The sequence below is a fragment of the Marinobacter sp. DUT-1 genome (genome assembly GCF_050379415.1).
Classification (GTDB): Bacteria; Pseudomonadota; Gammaproteobacteria; order Pseudomonadales; family Oleiphilaceae; genus Marinobacter.
On the sequence record NZ_JBNRLS010000001.1, the window covers coordinates 844,624 to 860,912 of the forward strand.

Genomic DNA, 16,289 nt, shown 5'->3' on the forward strand with positions numbered 1-16,289 from the left:
CCTAATCCCCTTGCGGTTGTTGGTCAGCAGCGAATGGTCGACCCAAATGGTACCCCATGGCGCCATCGATACCCAGCTTGCAGAGTTCCGAGTACTCCGCAGCCGTTTCCACGCCGGTGGCAAAGACCCGGACGCCGCGCCGGTGCGCTATGCCGATCACCGATTCCAGGTAGAAACGGTTTTCCTCGTGACTGTCGATATCGTGGATAAAGCTGTTATCGATACGCAGCGCCTGAAACCTCAGATTCCTGAGATAGCTGAAGGGTACGCCTCCCACCCCGAACCGGTCCACCAGCACCGGCACATTGATCCGGCCCAGAGCCCGCACCAGCAGACCCGCCGCGGTGCGGTGATGATGGATGGTCTGCTCGGAGATCCCGATCCACAGCTGCCGGGCGCTGTCGCCAGCCTGCTCCAGCCACGCCAGCAGATCCTCGCGGAACGCCTCGCTGGCCACCGATGCACCTGCCAAGGATACCGCCAGCTCCTGGCCGGGCTTGGCGGCCAGCCTCTCCAGTACTCTTTGCATCAGCAGCCGGTCGATCTGCTCAACCAGCCCGAACCGCTCTGCCATGGGCACAAAGACGCTGGCCTTGAGCTCACCTTCCGGCGTTTCCAGCCTGGAAAACACCTGGTAATACAGTGGTGACTCTGTGTGTTCACTGATCATCGGTTGCAGCCACAGTGAGAACCGCTGTTTGCGTATCGCCTCGGTCAGGATCACCCGCCAGGTCTCCTGGTTGTGGTGATGTTCCTGCTCTCCATTGGCCAACTGGCAACCGGTTTCGCCCAGGGCCTGGGCCTTCCTGAGGGCTTCGTCGGCAGCAGACATCAACTCTCGGGCACTTCTGCCCACCCTGGCCCTGGCAAGCCCGGCATGCACCGCCACTATCATGGATGAGGCCAGGTCGGCATAGATACTGTCCAGTTCTTCGACAAGGCCCCGACACCAGACACTGCCATCAGCGGGCATGGCGCCCGGCAGGTAGATAGCGAAATCAGCCCCGGTCCGGCGGCCGGCAAAACTGCCCGCATGCCGGGCCATGAAACGGTCCAGCTCGCTGGCAATGCGCATCAGAAGGCGATCCCCTTCGGCACGGCCAAAGGCCTGATTAAACCCGGCAAAGTCCCACAAATGGATCAGGATCAAAATTCCCGGTGCCGACTTTTCCTCCGATTCGACTTCGACCTTGAGACGCTGATCAAAGGCACTGCGACTGGCCAGCCCGGTGACAGGATCCTCATTGTTCAGCCGGCGCAGATGCTGGATCAGTCTGGCCTGGCCCTCAAACAGGTGCCCGAGATCATCGGACATCTGGTTCATCGCCTCAGTCACCTGATTCAGCTCTCGGGTCGAACGGATGGTGACATGGCGCCGGAAATCCCGATTGCCGAGCGCCTTCGCCTGCTCCTCCAGGGCTGCCAGCGGGCGCAGAGTACGTGTCAGGAGCATAAAGAGGACAAACAGCCCCAGGACTCCTATCACCAGAATGGCAACCACAAGCCCGCTGGCAATGCGCCAGAGGTCCCGGTAAGCGCGGCCCGGGTCACTGACCACCTGGACTGTCCCGAGTCTGCGCCAGCCCCGCACCACTTCTGCTTCGGCAACCGGAAGCGGCAGATCCGCCACCGAACGGAACCAGGCAGGCACACCGATCTGGTCCAGGGATTTCCTGCGCCCGGCGATGATTTCGCCCTTGTGATCCAGGTAGATGACCCTGAGGTACCGGCCGCTGTCGAACACTGCGTCGATGAGGGACGCTGAGGCCACCGGATCACTCCCGTCGATGGCATTTGAAAGGGACAGCCCGACGGCCGTGGCGCCGTCCCGGGCATGGCCCGTCAGCTGCTCGGACACATAGCCCCGAAAATGGCTAAAGCTGGTCACGAAGCCAGCCACGAGCACAAACACCAGCAGGCTACCGGTAAAAAGCAGCAGCAGGGTACGGAGGGTAATCATCCCCGCCTGGTTCCGCGCAGACTGCGGACTCTGCTTCCATGCCATAAGGAATTGCTCCGGAGGGGCTGCAACAGTCGACGCAGCAACTGTGACCTGCACCCCAGAGTTGACAAACATTTACATTGCGCCACCTGCGCCGACCACTTTAAACACTATAGACTCTGTAACAGCACCAAGGTTAAAAAAATCGTCCCCACCGGGCGGGGCGGACATAATGTGTAGGGACGGGCCGGAGTAACATGAACGACCAAAGCCAGAAAGAAAAACTCAGACAGCACTTTGCCCGACGCGTAACCACCCAGGCACGGGTTGTCCTGGACACCTGGCAGAAGATCCATTCCGACCACAGCCTGGCAGCCTCCCACCGCGCCGAACTGGTCAGCGCCACCGACAAGCTGGTGCGCTACGCCCAGCGTTTCGAGATGGACGGCCACGCGGAAGCCGGCCAGGAAGCGCTCGACCTCATGGCCCGCTGGCCCGCAGACAGCTCTCCGGACGAGGCGCTGTGGCCGCAGCTTCAGGATGCCATGGAACACCTGTGTCAGAGCACCCTGCGCCGCACCGACCAGGACAAGACCGACGCCCCACTGCAATACCGGCGGACTCCGATCTACGTCGCGCTGGGAAATGAGGAGATGGCCGCACGCCTGATCCGACAACTGGAGTTTTTCGGCTTCCGGGCCTCGGCCTTTTCCACTGCGGATGCCCTGATGGAAGCCTGTGCCCTGAGCAAACCGGAAACCATCCTGATGGATGTGAATTTCGGCGGCAGCGCGAATGCCGGTATCGGTATCATCGAGCATCTTCAGGAACGTCACGAAACACCGATTCCGGTCATTTTCGTGAGTGACGAAGATGGTTCCATCGAAACCCGCCTCCGGGCCTCACGGTGCGGGGGCGAGGAGTTCTTCTACCCGGCGGTCGACCCCGGCCAGCTGATCGAGAAAATCGAGACCTACACCCACGGCAATACCGTTGAGCCCTATCGAGTGCTGGTGCTGGATGACTCCCGGGCCCAGGCCAAGTACATGGAAACAGTGCTGAAGCGGGCCGGCATGACGGCTCATATCATCACCGACCCAATGCAGATCATTCATGCCCTGGATGAGTTCTCCCCGGAAATCATCATTCTGGACATGTACATGCCCGGCTGCACCGGCATGGAGATCGCCCGGGTGATCCGCCAGCAGGACCGCTTCCACAGCGTGCCCATCATCTATCTCTCGGCGGAGGAAGACGTCAGCAAACAGCTCCATGCCATGAGCCTGGGGGGGGACGACTTCCTGACCAAGCCCATTGATCCCAAGCACCTGATCGCCACCATCCACAACCGTGGCCGGCGGGCCCGTTCCATGCTGGCTCTGATGATCCGTGACAGCCTGACCGGGTTGTACAACCATACCCACACCCTGCATCTGCTGGACCAGGAAATCGCCAAGGCCCGTCAGAAAGACCAGCCCCTGTCCTTCGCCATGATCGACATCGACTACTTCAAAAAGGTGAATGACACCTTCGGGCACCCGATCGGTGACCGGGTTCTGCGCAGCCTTTCCATGTTCTTCAAGCAGCGGCTGCGCAAGACCGACCATGTTGGGCGTTATGGCGGTGAGGAATTTGCCGTCATCCTGCCGGACACCCGTCCCAGCGATGCCCGCAATGTACTGAACGAGATACGAGAACGCTTCTCGGAACTCCGCCAGCGCGCGGGCGATCGCGAGTTCAATGTGACATTCAGCTGCGGAGTCGCCACCCTGCAGCCGGAGCAAACCGCCCAGGAACTGCGCGACCAGGCCGACCGGGCGCTGTATGCCTCCAAGAAGGCCGGCCGTAACTGCGTAAGTGCAGATAGCCCCTGACCCGGCGGGCCGGTCCCGGTCCGCCGCCCCTACCTTCAGCTATGAAACCAACGTCGTATGGAAGTCGGCCCTGACCTTGCCGACAATGATTGTCATCAGCGGAAAGATCCCGTTTCGATTGCCAGCGCTGTCTTTTTACGACCAATGGCCAACACGGAAGATTGTCAAAAAGTGTTGATCTGAGGAAAACAAGCACGCACCATTGTGGGAAAATGCCGTGATTTTCGGCGATCCTGTTAAAAAGACAGCAAGGCAGGCGTAATCATGTCCACCATTCTTGTGCTCCATGGCCCCAACCTCAACATGCTCGGCACCCGTGAGCCCGAGGTGTACGGTTACGAGACCCTGAAGGACATCGATGACCGACTGAAGGCGAAAGCGGCCGAAAAGGGCCATCATTTGCTCCACCTTCAGTCCAATGCCGAGTACGAATTGATCGAGCGGGTCCATGAAGCACGGGCCGAAGGCGTGGATTTCCTCATCATCAATCCTGCCGCTTTCACCCATACCAGCATCGCTCTCCGGGATGCCGTGCTGGCTTCCGGGATCCCCTTCATCGAAGTGCATCTTTCCAACGTGCATGCGCGGGAACCGTTCCGCCATCACTCCTATTTTTCCGATATCGCCATTGGCGTTATCTGCGGGTTGGGCAGCCAGGGGTATGACCTCGCCCTGCAGGCGGCCCTGCAACGAATTCACCGATAGATCAGACACAACGGGACTGGATTAACTATGGATATTCGCAAGATCAAGAAACTCATTGAGCTCCTGGAGGAATCCGACGTCGAGGAACTGGAAATCCAGGAAGGCGACGATTCTGTCCGCATCTCCCGCCGTCGCGAGCAGGCCGCCGGCACCCAGTACGTGAGCCATATGCCCGCACCGGCACCCCAGGCAGCAGCCCCCGCGCCTGCCCCGGCTCCCGCTGCGGAAGAACCTGCGGCCCCGGCCGGTCCTTCCGGCCATACCTTGAACTCCCCGATGGTCGGTACCTTCTACCGGGCACCGTCACCCACCGCCCAGGCGTTCGTGGAAGTTGGCCAGACTGTCAACGTCGGTGACGTGGTCTGCATCGTCGAGGCGATGAAGATGATGAACCAGATCGAGGCTGACAAGGCCGGAACTGTAACTGAGATCCTGGTCGAAAATGGCCAGCCGGTGGAGTTTGACCAGCCCCTGGTCGTCATTTCCTGAACTGGGTGATTGTTACTCATGGCCATGTTAGAAAAAGTTCTGATCGCAAACCGCGGTGAAATCGCGCTGCGCATCCTGCGTGCCTGCAAGGAGCTGGGCATCAACACCGTTGCCGTACACTCGCAGGTGGACCGGGAACTGATGCACGTGCGTCTTGCCGACGAATCCGTGTGCATCGGCCCGAACAGCGCAACCGACAGCTACCTGAATATCCCCGCCATCATCAGCGCGGCGGAAGTGACCGACTCGGTGGGCATCCATCCCGGTTACGGCTTCCTGGCGGAAAACGCCGACTTCGCCGAGCAGGTGGAAAAGAGCGGCTTCCGGTTCATCGGTCCGAAGGCGGAAACCATCCGCCTGATGGGCAACAAGGTCTCCGCCATCGAAGCCATGAAAAAGGCTGGCGTACCGACCGTGCCCGGGTCCGACGGCCCGCTCACCGATGACGACGAGCGCACCCTGCAGATTGCCCGGAAGATCGGCTACCCGGTGATGATCAAGGCCGCCTCCGGCGGCGGTGGCCGCGGCATGCAGGTGGTTCACTCCGAAGCGGCCCTGCTCAAGGCGATCCAGATTACCCAGAGCGAGGCCCGCAACGCCTTCGGTGACCCCACCGTGTACCTGGAGAAATTCCTGGAAATGCCGCGCCATGTGGAAGTTCAGGTACTGGCGGACATGCACGGCAACGTCATCCACCTGGGCGACCGCGACTGCTCCATGCAGCGCCGGAACCAGAAGGTGATCGAGGAAGCGCCGGCACCGAACGTCAATCCCGAATCCCGGGAAAGAACCCTGAAAGCCTGTGTCGATGCCTGCAAGGAAATCGGCTATGTGGGCGCCGGCACCTTCGAGTTCCTGTACCAGGACGGCGAGTTCTATTTCATCGAGATGAACACCCGGGTCCAGGTGGAACACCCGGTGTCCGAGATGGTTACCGGCGTGGACATCGTGCGCGAGCAACTGCGTATTGCCAGCGGACTGCCGCTGCAGTACAGCCAGGATGAGATCCACATCCAGGGCCATGCCATCGAATGCCGGATCAACGCCGAGGACCCCAAGACCTTTGTGCCCAGCCCGGGCAAGGTCAAGCATTACCACGCCCCCGGCGGCAACGGCATCCGTGTCGACTCCCACCTGTACAGCGGCTATACGGTCCCGCCGTACTACGATTCGCTCGTGGCCAAGCTCATTACCTGGGGCGATGATCGCGAGATCGCTCGCCGGCGCATGAAGAACGCGCTGGACGAGATGGTGGTCGAGGGCATCAAGACCAACCAACCCCTGCATCGGAGACTGGTACGCGATGGCGGCTTCAAACAGGTAGACTTCACCATCCACTACCTGGAAAAACTGATGCGGGAATAACCATGCCCTGGATACAACTCCAGATCCCGGCTGATCCGGACAGTGCGGATCAGCTGGAGGATCTGCTCATGGAGATGGGCTCTGACGCCGTCTCCATGGAGGACGCCGCCGACCAGCCCCTGTACGAGCCGGACCCCGGCACCACCCCCCTGTGGAGCCAGACCACGGTGACCGGACTGTTCCAGTCCGATCGTGACATTGACCAGCTGTGCGCGGACATCCGCGACGCCTGGCACCAGCAGACCCAACAGTCCCTGCCGGAGATCGAGGTCATCCTGGTGGAAGACAAGGACTGGGAGCGGGCCTGGATGGATGATTTCCAGCCCCTGAAATTCGGCGAGCGGCTCTGGATTGTGCCCAGCTGGCATGATGCGCCGGACCCGGAAGCGGCCAACCTGATGCTCGACCCGGGCCTTGCCTTCGGCACCGGCACGCACCCAACCACGGCGCTCTGCCTGGAATGGCTGGACGGCCAGGACGTGCAAGGCAAGCAGGTCATCGATTATGGTTGCGGCTCCGGCATCCTGGGCCTGGCGGCACTGCTGCTGGGTGCCGATCACGTCATAGGTGTCGACACCGATCCCCAGGCCCTGGAGGCCAGCCGAGAGAATGCCCGGCGCAACGGCGTCGAGGAATCCAGACTGGACCTGTACCTGCCGGAAGACGAGCCGGACACCCGCTGCGACGTGATGCTGGCCAACATCCTGGCCCAACCTCTGATCGGCCTGGCGTCCCACCTGGCAGCGCTGACCCGGCCCGGCGGCGATCTGGTGCTTTCGGGCATCCTGTCGAACCAGGCCCGGGAAGTCATGGAGGCCTATGAGCCCTGGTTCATCATGGACGAACCCGAGCAGCGCGAAGAATGGATACGCCTCACAGGACGACGCAAGGACAGATGACGAACCGGACGATAGCGACTAAACTCCGACACTCGTAGTACAGCCGCTTTCAGGAACGAAGCATGACCCAGAGCAGCCTGCAGACACAGTGCCCGAAGTGCCATACCCGTTTCCGCGTTTCCGATGAACAGCTTGGCGTCGCCAAGGGCAAAGTCCGCTGCGGCAACTGCATGGAGGTGTTCAACGCCTTTGAACACCGGGTCATGCCTTCTTCTCCTCCGGCGCCTTCAGGCGGAGAAGCCAAGCCCTCCGACCTGACCACCGAAGAAGACTTCGTGTTTGCCGACAACCCCGATGAGGATGCCGAGGAGGGCCGTTACGCCGGCTCAAAACTGTCATTCTCGGACGACGAACTCAGCGACAGCTTCCTTTCCATTAACCAGAACGAGAAGCCCGGCTTCCGCGATGCCGATGAGGACTCCGAGCCGGAGGAAGTGGACGAAAGCTGGGCCGAAGCGATTCTGGAGGAGGACGAAAAGCCCCGGCAGCCCGGTGTACCCAAACAGCCGGCCCCGTCACAACCTTACCGGGATGAAGCAGCCCCGACGTTCTCTGCCCGCGAACCTGAGCCCGAAACACCTGAGCGTGAACCTGAACAGTTCGAACCAAGGCCCGCAGAACCTGAAGCTGAACCGGCCCGGAAACCAGGCCGGAGCGCCGACCGCCCCACCCCGGAGCCGGCCTTCAGCGCCACCGACACCTCCGGTGTGGAGCCGGTCGAGTCCGGCTTCCGTCCCGAACGCACAGAGGCCCCCGCAGCAGAATCCATGCGCGCGACGGCTCCGTTCAGCGATCTCCGGCGTGAACCCGACTCGGTCAACAAGGGGCGCGACGGCAAGGCCCGGACCATCCTCTGGAGCCTGATTGTGATTGCCCTGCTCGGTGTTCTCGTGGCGCAGATGACATGGTTCCAGTTCGATCGCCTGTCGGCCATACCCGAGCTACGACCATTTTACGAAAAAGGCTGTGAACTGGCTGGCTGTGAACTCAAACCCCTGGTCAATGTTGACGCCATCCAGAGCCGCAAGCTGGTCGTTCGTACCGATCCCGAGAACCGGGGGCAGCTGCTGGTGGATGCCGTGATCATTAACCGGGCGGATTTCGGGCAACCATTTCCGGCTATTGCGCTGACCTTCTCCAACCTCAATGGCGACGTCGTTGCCCAGAGCGTGTTCACCCCTGACGAGTATCTCGCGGGTGAGGCCCGGGAACTGGACAGCATGCCAACGGATACGCCTGTGCGCATCGCCATCAGCATCCGTGATCCGGGCCGGGATGCGGTCAATTACAACCTGAACTTCCGTCCCTACGCCCCCTGATTGCGTAAGCAAGTATTTACTTGGCGAATGACCGGGCAGCCACCAGAACGAACAAAAGTCAACCAGAAAGAACGAAAAATAATCAGCTTTTTTCACTGTCAAGCCCCTTCAATCGAAGGGCCCCCGACGGTATCATTAGCGCCCTTCGGAATCGGGTCGATCACTAATTGATCAACCGTTCCGTTCCGATCCTTGCTCAATCCGCTGTGACACGGACTCAGATCATGCTGCCAACGGCAAAAATCGGGCCGTACACTTTGCCCAACCCGCTCATCGTTGCACCCATGGCGGGTGTGACCGACCGCCCCTTCCGGCAACTCTGCCGACGGATGGGCGCGGGCCTTGCGGTATCGGAAATGGTCATAGCGGACAGCAAGCTCTGGCATACGCGCAAGTCCAGGACACGGTTGAATCATGAAGGCGAGCCGGAACCACGCTCGGTCCAGATCGCCGGCGGTGATCCGCAGATGCTGGCCGACGCCGCTCGACAGAACGCCGGTTTCGGCGCCCAGATCATCGATATCAACATGGGCTGTCCGGCCAAGAAGGTGTGCAACAAGGCCGCCGGCTCCGCACTGATGAAGGATGAGGCTCTGGTCCGCGAGATCCTGGAGGCTGTCGTCGAGGCGGTCGACGTTCCGGTGACGCTGAAAATGCGCACAGGGTGGGATCCGGACAACCGCAACGCACCGGTCATTGCCCGGATGGCGCAGGATGCCGGCATTCAGGCCCTGGCCATACATGGTCGTACCCGCGCGGACAAATACAACGGGAACGCGGAATACGACACCATTGCCGAAGTCAAATCGCAGGTGCAGATCCCGGTGTTCGCCAACGGCGACATCACTTCACCGGAAAAGGCAATGCAGGTGCTCAGCCACACCGGCGCCGATGGCCTGCTGATTGGCAGGGGTGCCCAGGGCCGACCCTGGATTTTCCGGGAGATACTCCATTACCTGGAGACCGGAAAACACCTCCCCGAGCCGCCCCTGGACGAGGTGGAACAGATCCTCACCGGGCACCTGGCCGAGCTCCACAGCTTTTACGGCGAAAAGATGGGCGTGCGTATCGCCAGAAAACATGTGGGCTGGTACCTGCAGTCCCACGACCAGAGCAGACAGTTCCGCAAACGCTTCAACGCCATCGAAGACGCGTTGGAGCAGAAAGACAGCATCGAACAGTACTTTGCAGGCTTACGAAATGGAGAGGTATTCGCAGCATGACCGCTGAGACTTTGGCAAACGACAACCTGAGCACCCCGGCCAACGATGACCTACATCAGTTGCAGACGGTGAACAGCAGCGGCAACAGCGTCACCCTGCGTGACAGCGTTGAAGTTGCCCTGAAGAACTACTTTGCGCAACTGGATGGCGCACCCGTCACCGACGTCTACCAGTTGGTACTGTCGGAAGTGGAAGCCCCGCTGCTGGAGCAGGTGATGAAATACACCCGCAATAACCAGACCAAGGCATCCACCATGCTGGGGCTGAACCGCGGCACTCTGCGCAAGAAGCTCAAGCAGTACGGTCTGCTATAATCTGACCTGACCCCAAAAGGGCCTCCCGGATCACGTTCGCGAGGCCCTTGTTCGTTACAACGAGGTCGTTGCAACCTCGCAACGTCATCCGGCTTATCTGACCAGCGAAGAAAGTGACCCATGGCAAACCAGGCTAACACCCCCGTCCGTCGCGCGCTTATCAGCGTGAGTGACAAAACCGGCATTGTCGATTTCGGCCGTGCCCTGACCGACCGCGGCATTGAACTGCTCTCCACTGGCGGCACCTTCCGCCTGCTCCGGGAAAACAATGTTCCGGTCACCGAAGTGTCCGACTACACCGGTTTCCCGGAAATGATGGATGGACGGGTCAAGACCCTGCACCCGAAAATCCACGGCGGCATCCTGGGCCGCCGGGGCACTGACGATGCTGTCATGTCCGAGCACGGCATCAACCCGATCGATATGGTGGTCGTAAACCTCTACCCGTTCGAAGACACCGTGGCCAAACCGGATTGCGATCTGGCCACCGCCATCGAGAACATCGACATCGGCGGCCCCACCATGGTTCGCGCCGCGGCCAAGAACCACAACGATGTCGCCATCGTGGTCAATGCCTCCGATTACCGCCAGATCCTGAACGAGCTGGATGACAACGACGGCGAGCTGAGCTACAGCACCCGCTTCGACCTGGCCGTCAAGGCCTTCGAGCACACCGCCGGCTACGATGGCGCGATCGCCAACTACCTGGGCGGCCGTACCCCGGACAACGACAACGCCGATTTCCCCCGCACCTTCAACGCCCAGTTCGTGAAGGTCCAGGACATGCGCTACGGCGAGAACCCGCACCAGCGCGCCGCCTTCTACGCCGAGCGCAATCCGAAGGAAGCCTGCGTGGCAACCGCCGAGCAACTGCAGGGCAAGGAACTTTCCTTCAACAACGTGGCCGATACCGACGCTGCCCTGGAATGCGTCAAACCCTTCGCCGATCCGGCCTGCGTGATCGTCAAGCACGCCAACCCCTGTGGTGTTGCCATCGGCGCGGACATCCGCCAGGCCTATGATCTGGCCTTTGCCACCGACCCCACTTCGGCATTTGGCGGCATCATTGCCTTCAACCGTGAGCTGGACGCCGAAACCGCCAAAGCCATCATCGATCGCCAGTTCGTGGAGGTGATCATCGCGCCGACGGTGGCACCGGAAGCGGTGGAGATTGTTGCCGCGAAGAAGAACGTGCGCCTGCTGGCCTGCGGCGAGTTCGATGGCGAGCGTGCCAAGGCCCTGGACTACAAGCGTGTGACCGGCGGCCTGCTGGTGCAGGACCGCGACCTGGGTATGGTCGCCATGGAAGACGTGAAAGTGGTCACCGAGCGCCAGCCCAGCGAAGCCGAACTGAATGACCTGCTGTTCGCATGGGAAGTGGCCAAGTACGTCAAGTCCAACGCCATTGTCTATGCCAAGGCCGGCCGCACCATTGGTATCGGTGCCGGCCAGATGAGCCGGGTCTACAGTGCCAAAATCGCCGGTATCAAGGCAGCGGATGAAGGCCTTGAGGTGAAGGGCTCGGTAATGTCATCGGACGCGTTTTTCCCATTCCGGGACGGCATCGACGCTGCGGCGGCTGCCGGCATCACCGCGGTGATCCAGCCCGGCGGCTCCATGCGTGACCAGGAAGTGATTGACGCCGCCAACGAGCATGGCATTGCCATGGTGTTTACCGGTATGCGGCATTTCCGGCACTGAGGTTTTTTGAAGTTGGGGTCTGAAGATCGCTTTCTTCTGACCTCGGGTTTGAAGATGGGGTCAGAACGGCTGTTCAGACCCCGGGGGATGGATCGAAATTGGGGTCTGAAGAAAGCCTTCTTCTGACCCCGACTTTAACAAGGTACAAGCTCATGAACATTCTGGTAATCGGCAGTGGCGGACGCGAGCATGCCCTGGCCTGGAAGGCTGCCCAGTCTCCGGATGCGGACAAGGTCTTCGTGGCGCCGGGTAACGCCGGCACGGCCCGGGAACCGGGCCTGGAAAATATCGATATCGACGTTATGGATCTCGAGGGCCTGGCCAACTTCGCCACCAACAACAACGTCAACCTGACCATCGTCGGCCCGGAAGCCCCCCTGGTAGCCGGCGTGGTGGACAAGTTCGAAGAGCGCGGCCTGCGCATCTTCGGACCCAGTGCCGGTGCCGCCCAGCTGGAAGGCTCCAAGGCCTTTACCAAGGACTTCCTGGCACGTCAGAAGATTCCAACCGCCGCTTACGCCAACTTTACCGATGTCGACGAAGCCCTCGCCTACGTGCGTGGACAGGGCGCGCCGATTGTAGTCAAAGCTGACGGCCTGGCCGCCGGCAAGGGCGTGATTGTCGCCATGACGCTCGAGGAAGCCGAGGACGCCATCCGCGATATGCTGGCCGGAAATGCCTTCGGCGATGCCGGCAGCCGGGTCGTCGTCGAGGAATTCCTGGATGGCGAGGAAGCCTCCTTCATTGTGATGGTGGACGGCGAGCACGTGCTGCCCATGGCCACCTCCCAGGACCACAAGCGGGTGGGCGATGGTGATACCGGCCCCAACACCGGTGGCATGGGCGCCTATTCCCCGGCACCGGTGGTGACCGCCGACGTGCACCAGCGCATCATGGATGAGGTGATCTATCCCACCGTGAAAGGCATGGCCGCCGAGGGCCATCCCTACAAAGGCTTCCTGTACGCCGGCCTGATGATCGATAACGACGGTGCACCCAAGGTGATCGAATTCAACTGCCGTTTTGGTGATCCGGAAACCCAGCCGATCATGCTGCGCATGAAATCCGACCTGGTGGAGCTTTGCCAGGCAGCCGTCGACGGCAAGCTGGACCAGTGCAAATCCGAATGGGACGACCGCGCCTCTGTGGGCATCGTGCTGGCGGCCGGGGGTTACCCGGGCAGCTACAACAAGGGTGATGTCATTTCGGGCCTGCCGGAGACGGAAGTCGACGGCGAGAAAGTGTTCCACGCCGGCACCCGACTTGCTGACGGCCAGGTCGTCACCAGCGGTGGCCGCGTCCTGTGCGCCACCGCCCTTGGCAACACGGTCACCGAGGCCCAGAAGCGGGCCTACGAGGTGGCCGGCAAGATCCAGTGGAATGGCGTGTTCTACCGCAAGGACATCGCTTATCGGGCGATTGCCCGCGAGCAGGCCTGATCTCCCGGCGGTCCGAAGAGAGCTCACAAGATGCCAGAAGCAGTCTGGATTTCCTTTGCCTTTGTGTTGGGCCTGATGGTCAAAACCGTCGGGTTACCGCCACTGGTAGGTTATCTGACTGCCGGTTTTGTTCTGGCCGGGCTATCCTCCGCCACCGGCCTGACCATCGAGGCCACCGATGTCCTGGGGCACATTGCACACCTGGGTGTGCTTTTGCTGTTGTTCACGGTCGGTCTCAAGCTGAAACTGCGCTCGATTGTCTCTCCGGAGGTGATCGGGGGCAGTCTTCTGCATTTCGCCATTACCTGTGTGGTATTTGCGCCGCCCCTCTACTGGCTGCTGGAACTGGAATGGCCGACGGCCGTCATGCTGGCCATTGCGCTGTCGTTTTCCAGTACCGTGCTCGCGGCCAAGGTTCTTGAGAGTAAACGGGAGCTCAGGGCCTTTCATGGCCGGGTCGCCATCGGCATCCTGATCATGCAGGACCTGATTGCCCTGGTGGTCATGAGCCTTGCCGCCGGCAAAACCCCGTCGCAGTGGGCTCTGATGATTTTCGGCCTGCCGCTGCTCCGGCCCCTGCTTTTCCGGCTACTGGATGCCAGTGGGCATGATGAACTGCTGGTCCTGCTCGGCCTGTTGCTGGCGCTGGTTCTCGGGGGGCTGGGCTTCGAGGCCGTGGGCATGAGCTCCGAGCTGGGCGCGCTGATTTTCGGCGCCATGCTGGCGAATCACCCACGCTCCCAGGAGCTGGCAAAGTCCCTCTGGAGCGTCAAGGAAGTCTTTCTGGTCGGGTTTTTCCTGCAGATCGGGATCGGTGGCCTGCCCGACCAGCAGGCCCTGATCTTCGCTTTGGTGGCGGGTCTTGTTCTGCCCCTGAAAGGGGTCCTGTTCTATTTTCTGCTGCTGGCCTTCCGCTTGCGGGCAAGGAGCAGTTTCCTCACCTCCCTGTCACTGACCAACTACAGTGAATTCGGCCTGATTGTCGCCAGTGTCGCCCTGCCCGAGTGGCTGGTCCCGCTGGCCATCACGGTCTCCCTGTCCTTCCTTGTCTCGGCTCCCGCTAACCGGTTTGCGCACAGCATCTACGAGAAGATCAGCCATCGCATCGTGCGGTTCGAGAGCCGTAAAAGACACCCGGACGAGCAGCCAATTTCCCTGGGGGACACCCGGGTGCTGGTAATGGGCATGGGGCGCACCGGAACCGCCGCCTACGACTGGTTACAGCCCCACGAATCACGGATCATGGGGCTGGACTCGGATCCGGCGAAAACCGAAAAGCACCAGAAAGAGGGGCGTAATGTGGTGTTTGCCGATGCCGAGGACACCACGTTCTGGGAAGGCCTGCACATGCCCGCACTGAAATCGGTCGTACTCGCCATGAGCGATATCGAGGGCAAGCTCATCGCCGCTCGCATGCTGCGCAAACTCGGATTTACCGGCTACATCGTGGCGCACACCATGTTTGCCGACGAAGCCAGGAAAATCCGGGAGGCGGGAGCCAATGAAGCCTATCTGACCATGAGCGAGACCGGGGTGGCCCTGGCGAGCCACCTCATGGATGAGTCCGGCAATCAGAGAGCACAGCTCCGGAATCCGGTATAGACGTCATTGCGCAGTGGCAGGTATGCCTGCCGGTAGGTGCCGCGAATCAGATTCGATGAGGTAGCGCAGCTGCCACCCTTGGTCACCTTGTGGTCGCCGAACTGCAGAGTCGACATGAACGGATACATGTCCACCTTGAAACCGTCGTAGGGCAGGAACTGGTTGCTGGTCCACTCCCAGACCGAACCGATCATTTGTCGACAACCGAAGGGGCTCTCGCCTGCCGGATAGTCCCAGACCGGGTTCCGGGCCTGGTTGCGGCCATCCATGTCAGCATACTGCAGCGTCGGCGCATCATTGCCCCAGGGGAAGCGGCGGAAGACCTCCCCCGGCCGGTTGGCCAGCGCCGCCACTTCCCATTCGTATTCGGTCGGCAGGCGACGTCCCGCCCAGTTGCACCAGGCTTCGGCCTCCCAGTAGGTCACATGGGTCACCGGGGCATCCGGATTCAACGGCTGCCACTGGTCGAACAGCCGCTCTTGCCAGTGGTTTTCATGCCAGCGCCAGTAGAGCGGATGCCTGGGGGCACGCATCAGCGGTTCGTCCAGACCGTGAACCAGGCTTACATCCTGCTCGGTTTCCAGCCACTTGCGCCCGCCGAAGGACCAGAGCTCGGGACGCTGGTAGCCGCCATCGTCCACAAAGGCCAGGAATTCCCGATTGCTGACCAGTGTCCGGCTGATCCGGAAAGCGTCCAGCTCCACTTCAAAGCACGGCTTCTCGTTATCAAAGGCAAAGTCCTCGCGGGCGTATGCCTCGGACACACCCGGCATGCCAATGAGCCAGCGACCGGCGGGCACCTCCGCGTCTCCCGGGACCGGCTCTGAGGGTGCCGGGCGATCGCCGACGTAATCCGGCGGCGCAGGGTACGCCACCGTTTGCCGGCACCAGATCAGCGATTCAATGTGCATGTTCTGGTGGAAAACCGCATAGCGGTAAAGGTACAGATCCTCCTCCGTCAGCGGCTTACTGTGGATGCGTTCCGCAATCCGGTCATAGATGGTGCGGAAGTAGGCGAGGGTTCTGTCACGGCCCGGAAACAGGTCGGACCGCCAGCGATCACGATGTTCGACATGAAAGGAGTCCCAGAGGTCGTCCATGGAAGGATCATAGCTGGGGGTACCATCCAGCAGATTGAATACGAAGACCTCGTAGAAAAACGCGGAGTGGCCCATCTCCCACAGCGGCGGATTGACGCCAGGGTGGTACGGCACATCGAGTTTATCTTCCGGCAAAGTGCAGATCAGGCGCTCAGTGCGGGCACGGGCCTGCTCCAGTTCTGCCAGGAGGTTGGTTTTTACATCGTCGGATTGCATGGGTTCGAATCCCTGGGCAAATGCTTTGGAAAAGGATAACAGACATGAAACCAGCGGTGACAAAAGCCACCGTTTATACCCCCGATGGATACGACAGCTCG

13 protein-coding genes are annotated in these 16,289 nt (G+C 61.0%); 11 read left to right on the forward strand and 2 right to left on the reverse strand.

Annotation, left to right across the window (positions count from 1 at the left end; all coding sequences use genetic code 11):
- Nucleotide 1: 1 nt before the first annotated feature.
- Nucleotides 2-2,005, reverse strand: a complete 2,004-nt coding sequence (locus tag ACQUTG_RS03910; RefSeq protein ID WP_428918126.1) for a bifunctional diguanylate cyclase/phosphodiesterase — start codon at nucleotides 2,003-2,005, stop codon at nucleotides 2-4.
- 194 nt (nucleotides 2,006-2,199) lie between these two features.
- On the opposite strand from ACQUTG_RS03910, the gene ACQUTG_RS03915 reads away from it, so the two are divergent.
- The 11 genes from ACQUTG_RS03915 to ACQUTG_RS03965 all read left to right on the forward strand — a co-directional run bounded on the left by ACQUTG_RS03915 (nucleotide 2,200) and on the right by ACQUTG_RS03965 (nucleotide 14,872).
- The gene (locus ACQUTG_RS03915; protein WP_428918127.1) at nucleotides 2,200-3,816 is read left to right on the forward strand and encodes a diguanylate cyclase; all 1,617 of its coding nucleotides are present in this window, start codon (nucleotides 2,200-2,202) and stop codon (nucleotides 3,814-3,816) included.
- Nucleotides 3,817-4,080: 264 nt separating this feature from the next.
- Nucleotides 4,081-4,521, forward strand: coding sequence for a type II 3-dehydroquinate dehydratase (gene aroQ / locus ACQUTG_RS03920; RefSeq protein ID WP_092003655.1), 441 nt, complete (start codon nucleotides 4,081-4,083; stop codon nucleotides 4,519-4,521).
- A 27-nt stretch (nucleotides 4,522-4,548) separates the two neighbouring features.
- Nucleotides 4,549-5,010: an acetyl-CoA carboxylase biotin carboxyl carrier protein gene (accB, locus tag ACQUTG_RS03925; RefSeq protein WP_113861382.1), complete on the forward strand. Its 462-nt coding sequence runs from the start codon at nucleotides 4,549-4,551 to the stop codon at nucleotides 5,008-5,010.
- Between the two features lie 18 nt (nucleotides 5,011-5,028).
- A complete protein-coding gene (accC, locus tag ACQUTG_RS03930) occupies nucleotides 5,029-6,375 on the forward strand; it encodes an acetyl-CoA carboxylase biotin carboxylase subunit (RefSeq protein WP_428918128.1) in 1,347 nt (448 codons plus the stop codon).
- 2 nt (nucleotides 6,376-6,377) lie between these two features.
- Nucleotides 6,378-7,274: a 50S ribosomal protein L11 methyltransferase gene (prmA, locus tag ACQUTG_RS03935; protein WP_428918129.1), complete on the forward strand. Its 897-nt coding sequence runs from the start codon at nucleotides 6,378-6,380 to the stop codon at nucleotides 7,272-7,274.
- 62 nt (nucleotides 7,275-7,336) lie between these two features.
- On the forward strand, nucleotides 7,337-8,593 hold the full coding sequence (locus tag ACQUTG_RS03940; protein WP_428918130.1) for a DUF3426 domain-containing protein: 1,257 nt from the start codon (nucleotides 7,337-7,339) through the stop codon (nucleotides 8,591-8,593).
- A 227-nt stretch (nucleotides 8,594-8,820) separates the two neighbouring features.
- Nucleotides 8,821-9,816: a tRNA dihydrouridine synthase DusB gene (dusB, locus tag ACQUTG_RS03945; RefSeq protein ID WP_428918460.1), complete on the forward strand. Its 996-nt coding sequence runs from the start codon at nucleotides 8,821-8,823 to the stop codon at nucleotides 9,814-9,816.
- Nucleotides 9,813-10,130, forward strand: coding sequence for a DNA-binding transcriptional regulator Fis (fis, locus tag ACQUTG_RS03950; protein WP_092003638.1), 318 nt, complete (start codon nucleotides 9,813-9,815; stop codon nucleotides 10,128-10,130). The genes dusB and fis overlap by 4 nt, the downstream gene beginning before the upstream one ends.
- A 120-nt stretch (nucleotides 10,131-10,250) precedes the next feature.
- On the forward strand, nucleotides 10,251-11,831 hold the full coding sequence (gene purH / locus ACQUTG_RS03955) for a bifunctional phosphoribosylaminoimidazolecarboxamide formyltransferase/IMP cyclohydrolase (RefSeq protein ID WP_428918131.1): 1,581 nt from the start codon (nucleotides 10,251-10,253) through the stop codon (nucleotides 11,829-11,831).
- 152 nt (nucleotides 11,832-11,983) lie between these two features.
- Nucleotides 11,984-13,270, forward strand: coding sequence for a phosphoribosylamine--glycine ligase (gene purD / locus ACQUTG_RS03960; protein ID WP_428918132.1), 1,287 nt, complete (start codon nucleotides 11,984-11,986; stop codon nucleotides 13,268-13,270).
- Nucleotides 13,271-13,300: 30 nt separating this feature from the next.
- A complete protein-coding gene (locus tag ACQUTG_RS03965; protein WP_428918133.1) occupies nucleotides 13,301-14,872 on the forward strand; it encodes a cation:proton antiporter in 1,572 nt (523 codons plus the stop codon).
- Here the strand turns inward: ACQUTG_RS03965 and senA are convergent.
- A complete protein-coding gene (gene senA, locus ACQUTG_RS03970; protein ID WP_428918134.1) occupies nucleotides 14,842-16,188 on the reverse strand; it encodes a selenoneine synthase SenA in 1,347 nt (448 codons plus the stop codon). The genes ACQUTG_RS03965 and senA overlap by 31 nt on opposite strands.
- Nucleotides 16,189-16,289 lie beyond the last annotated feature (101 nt).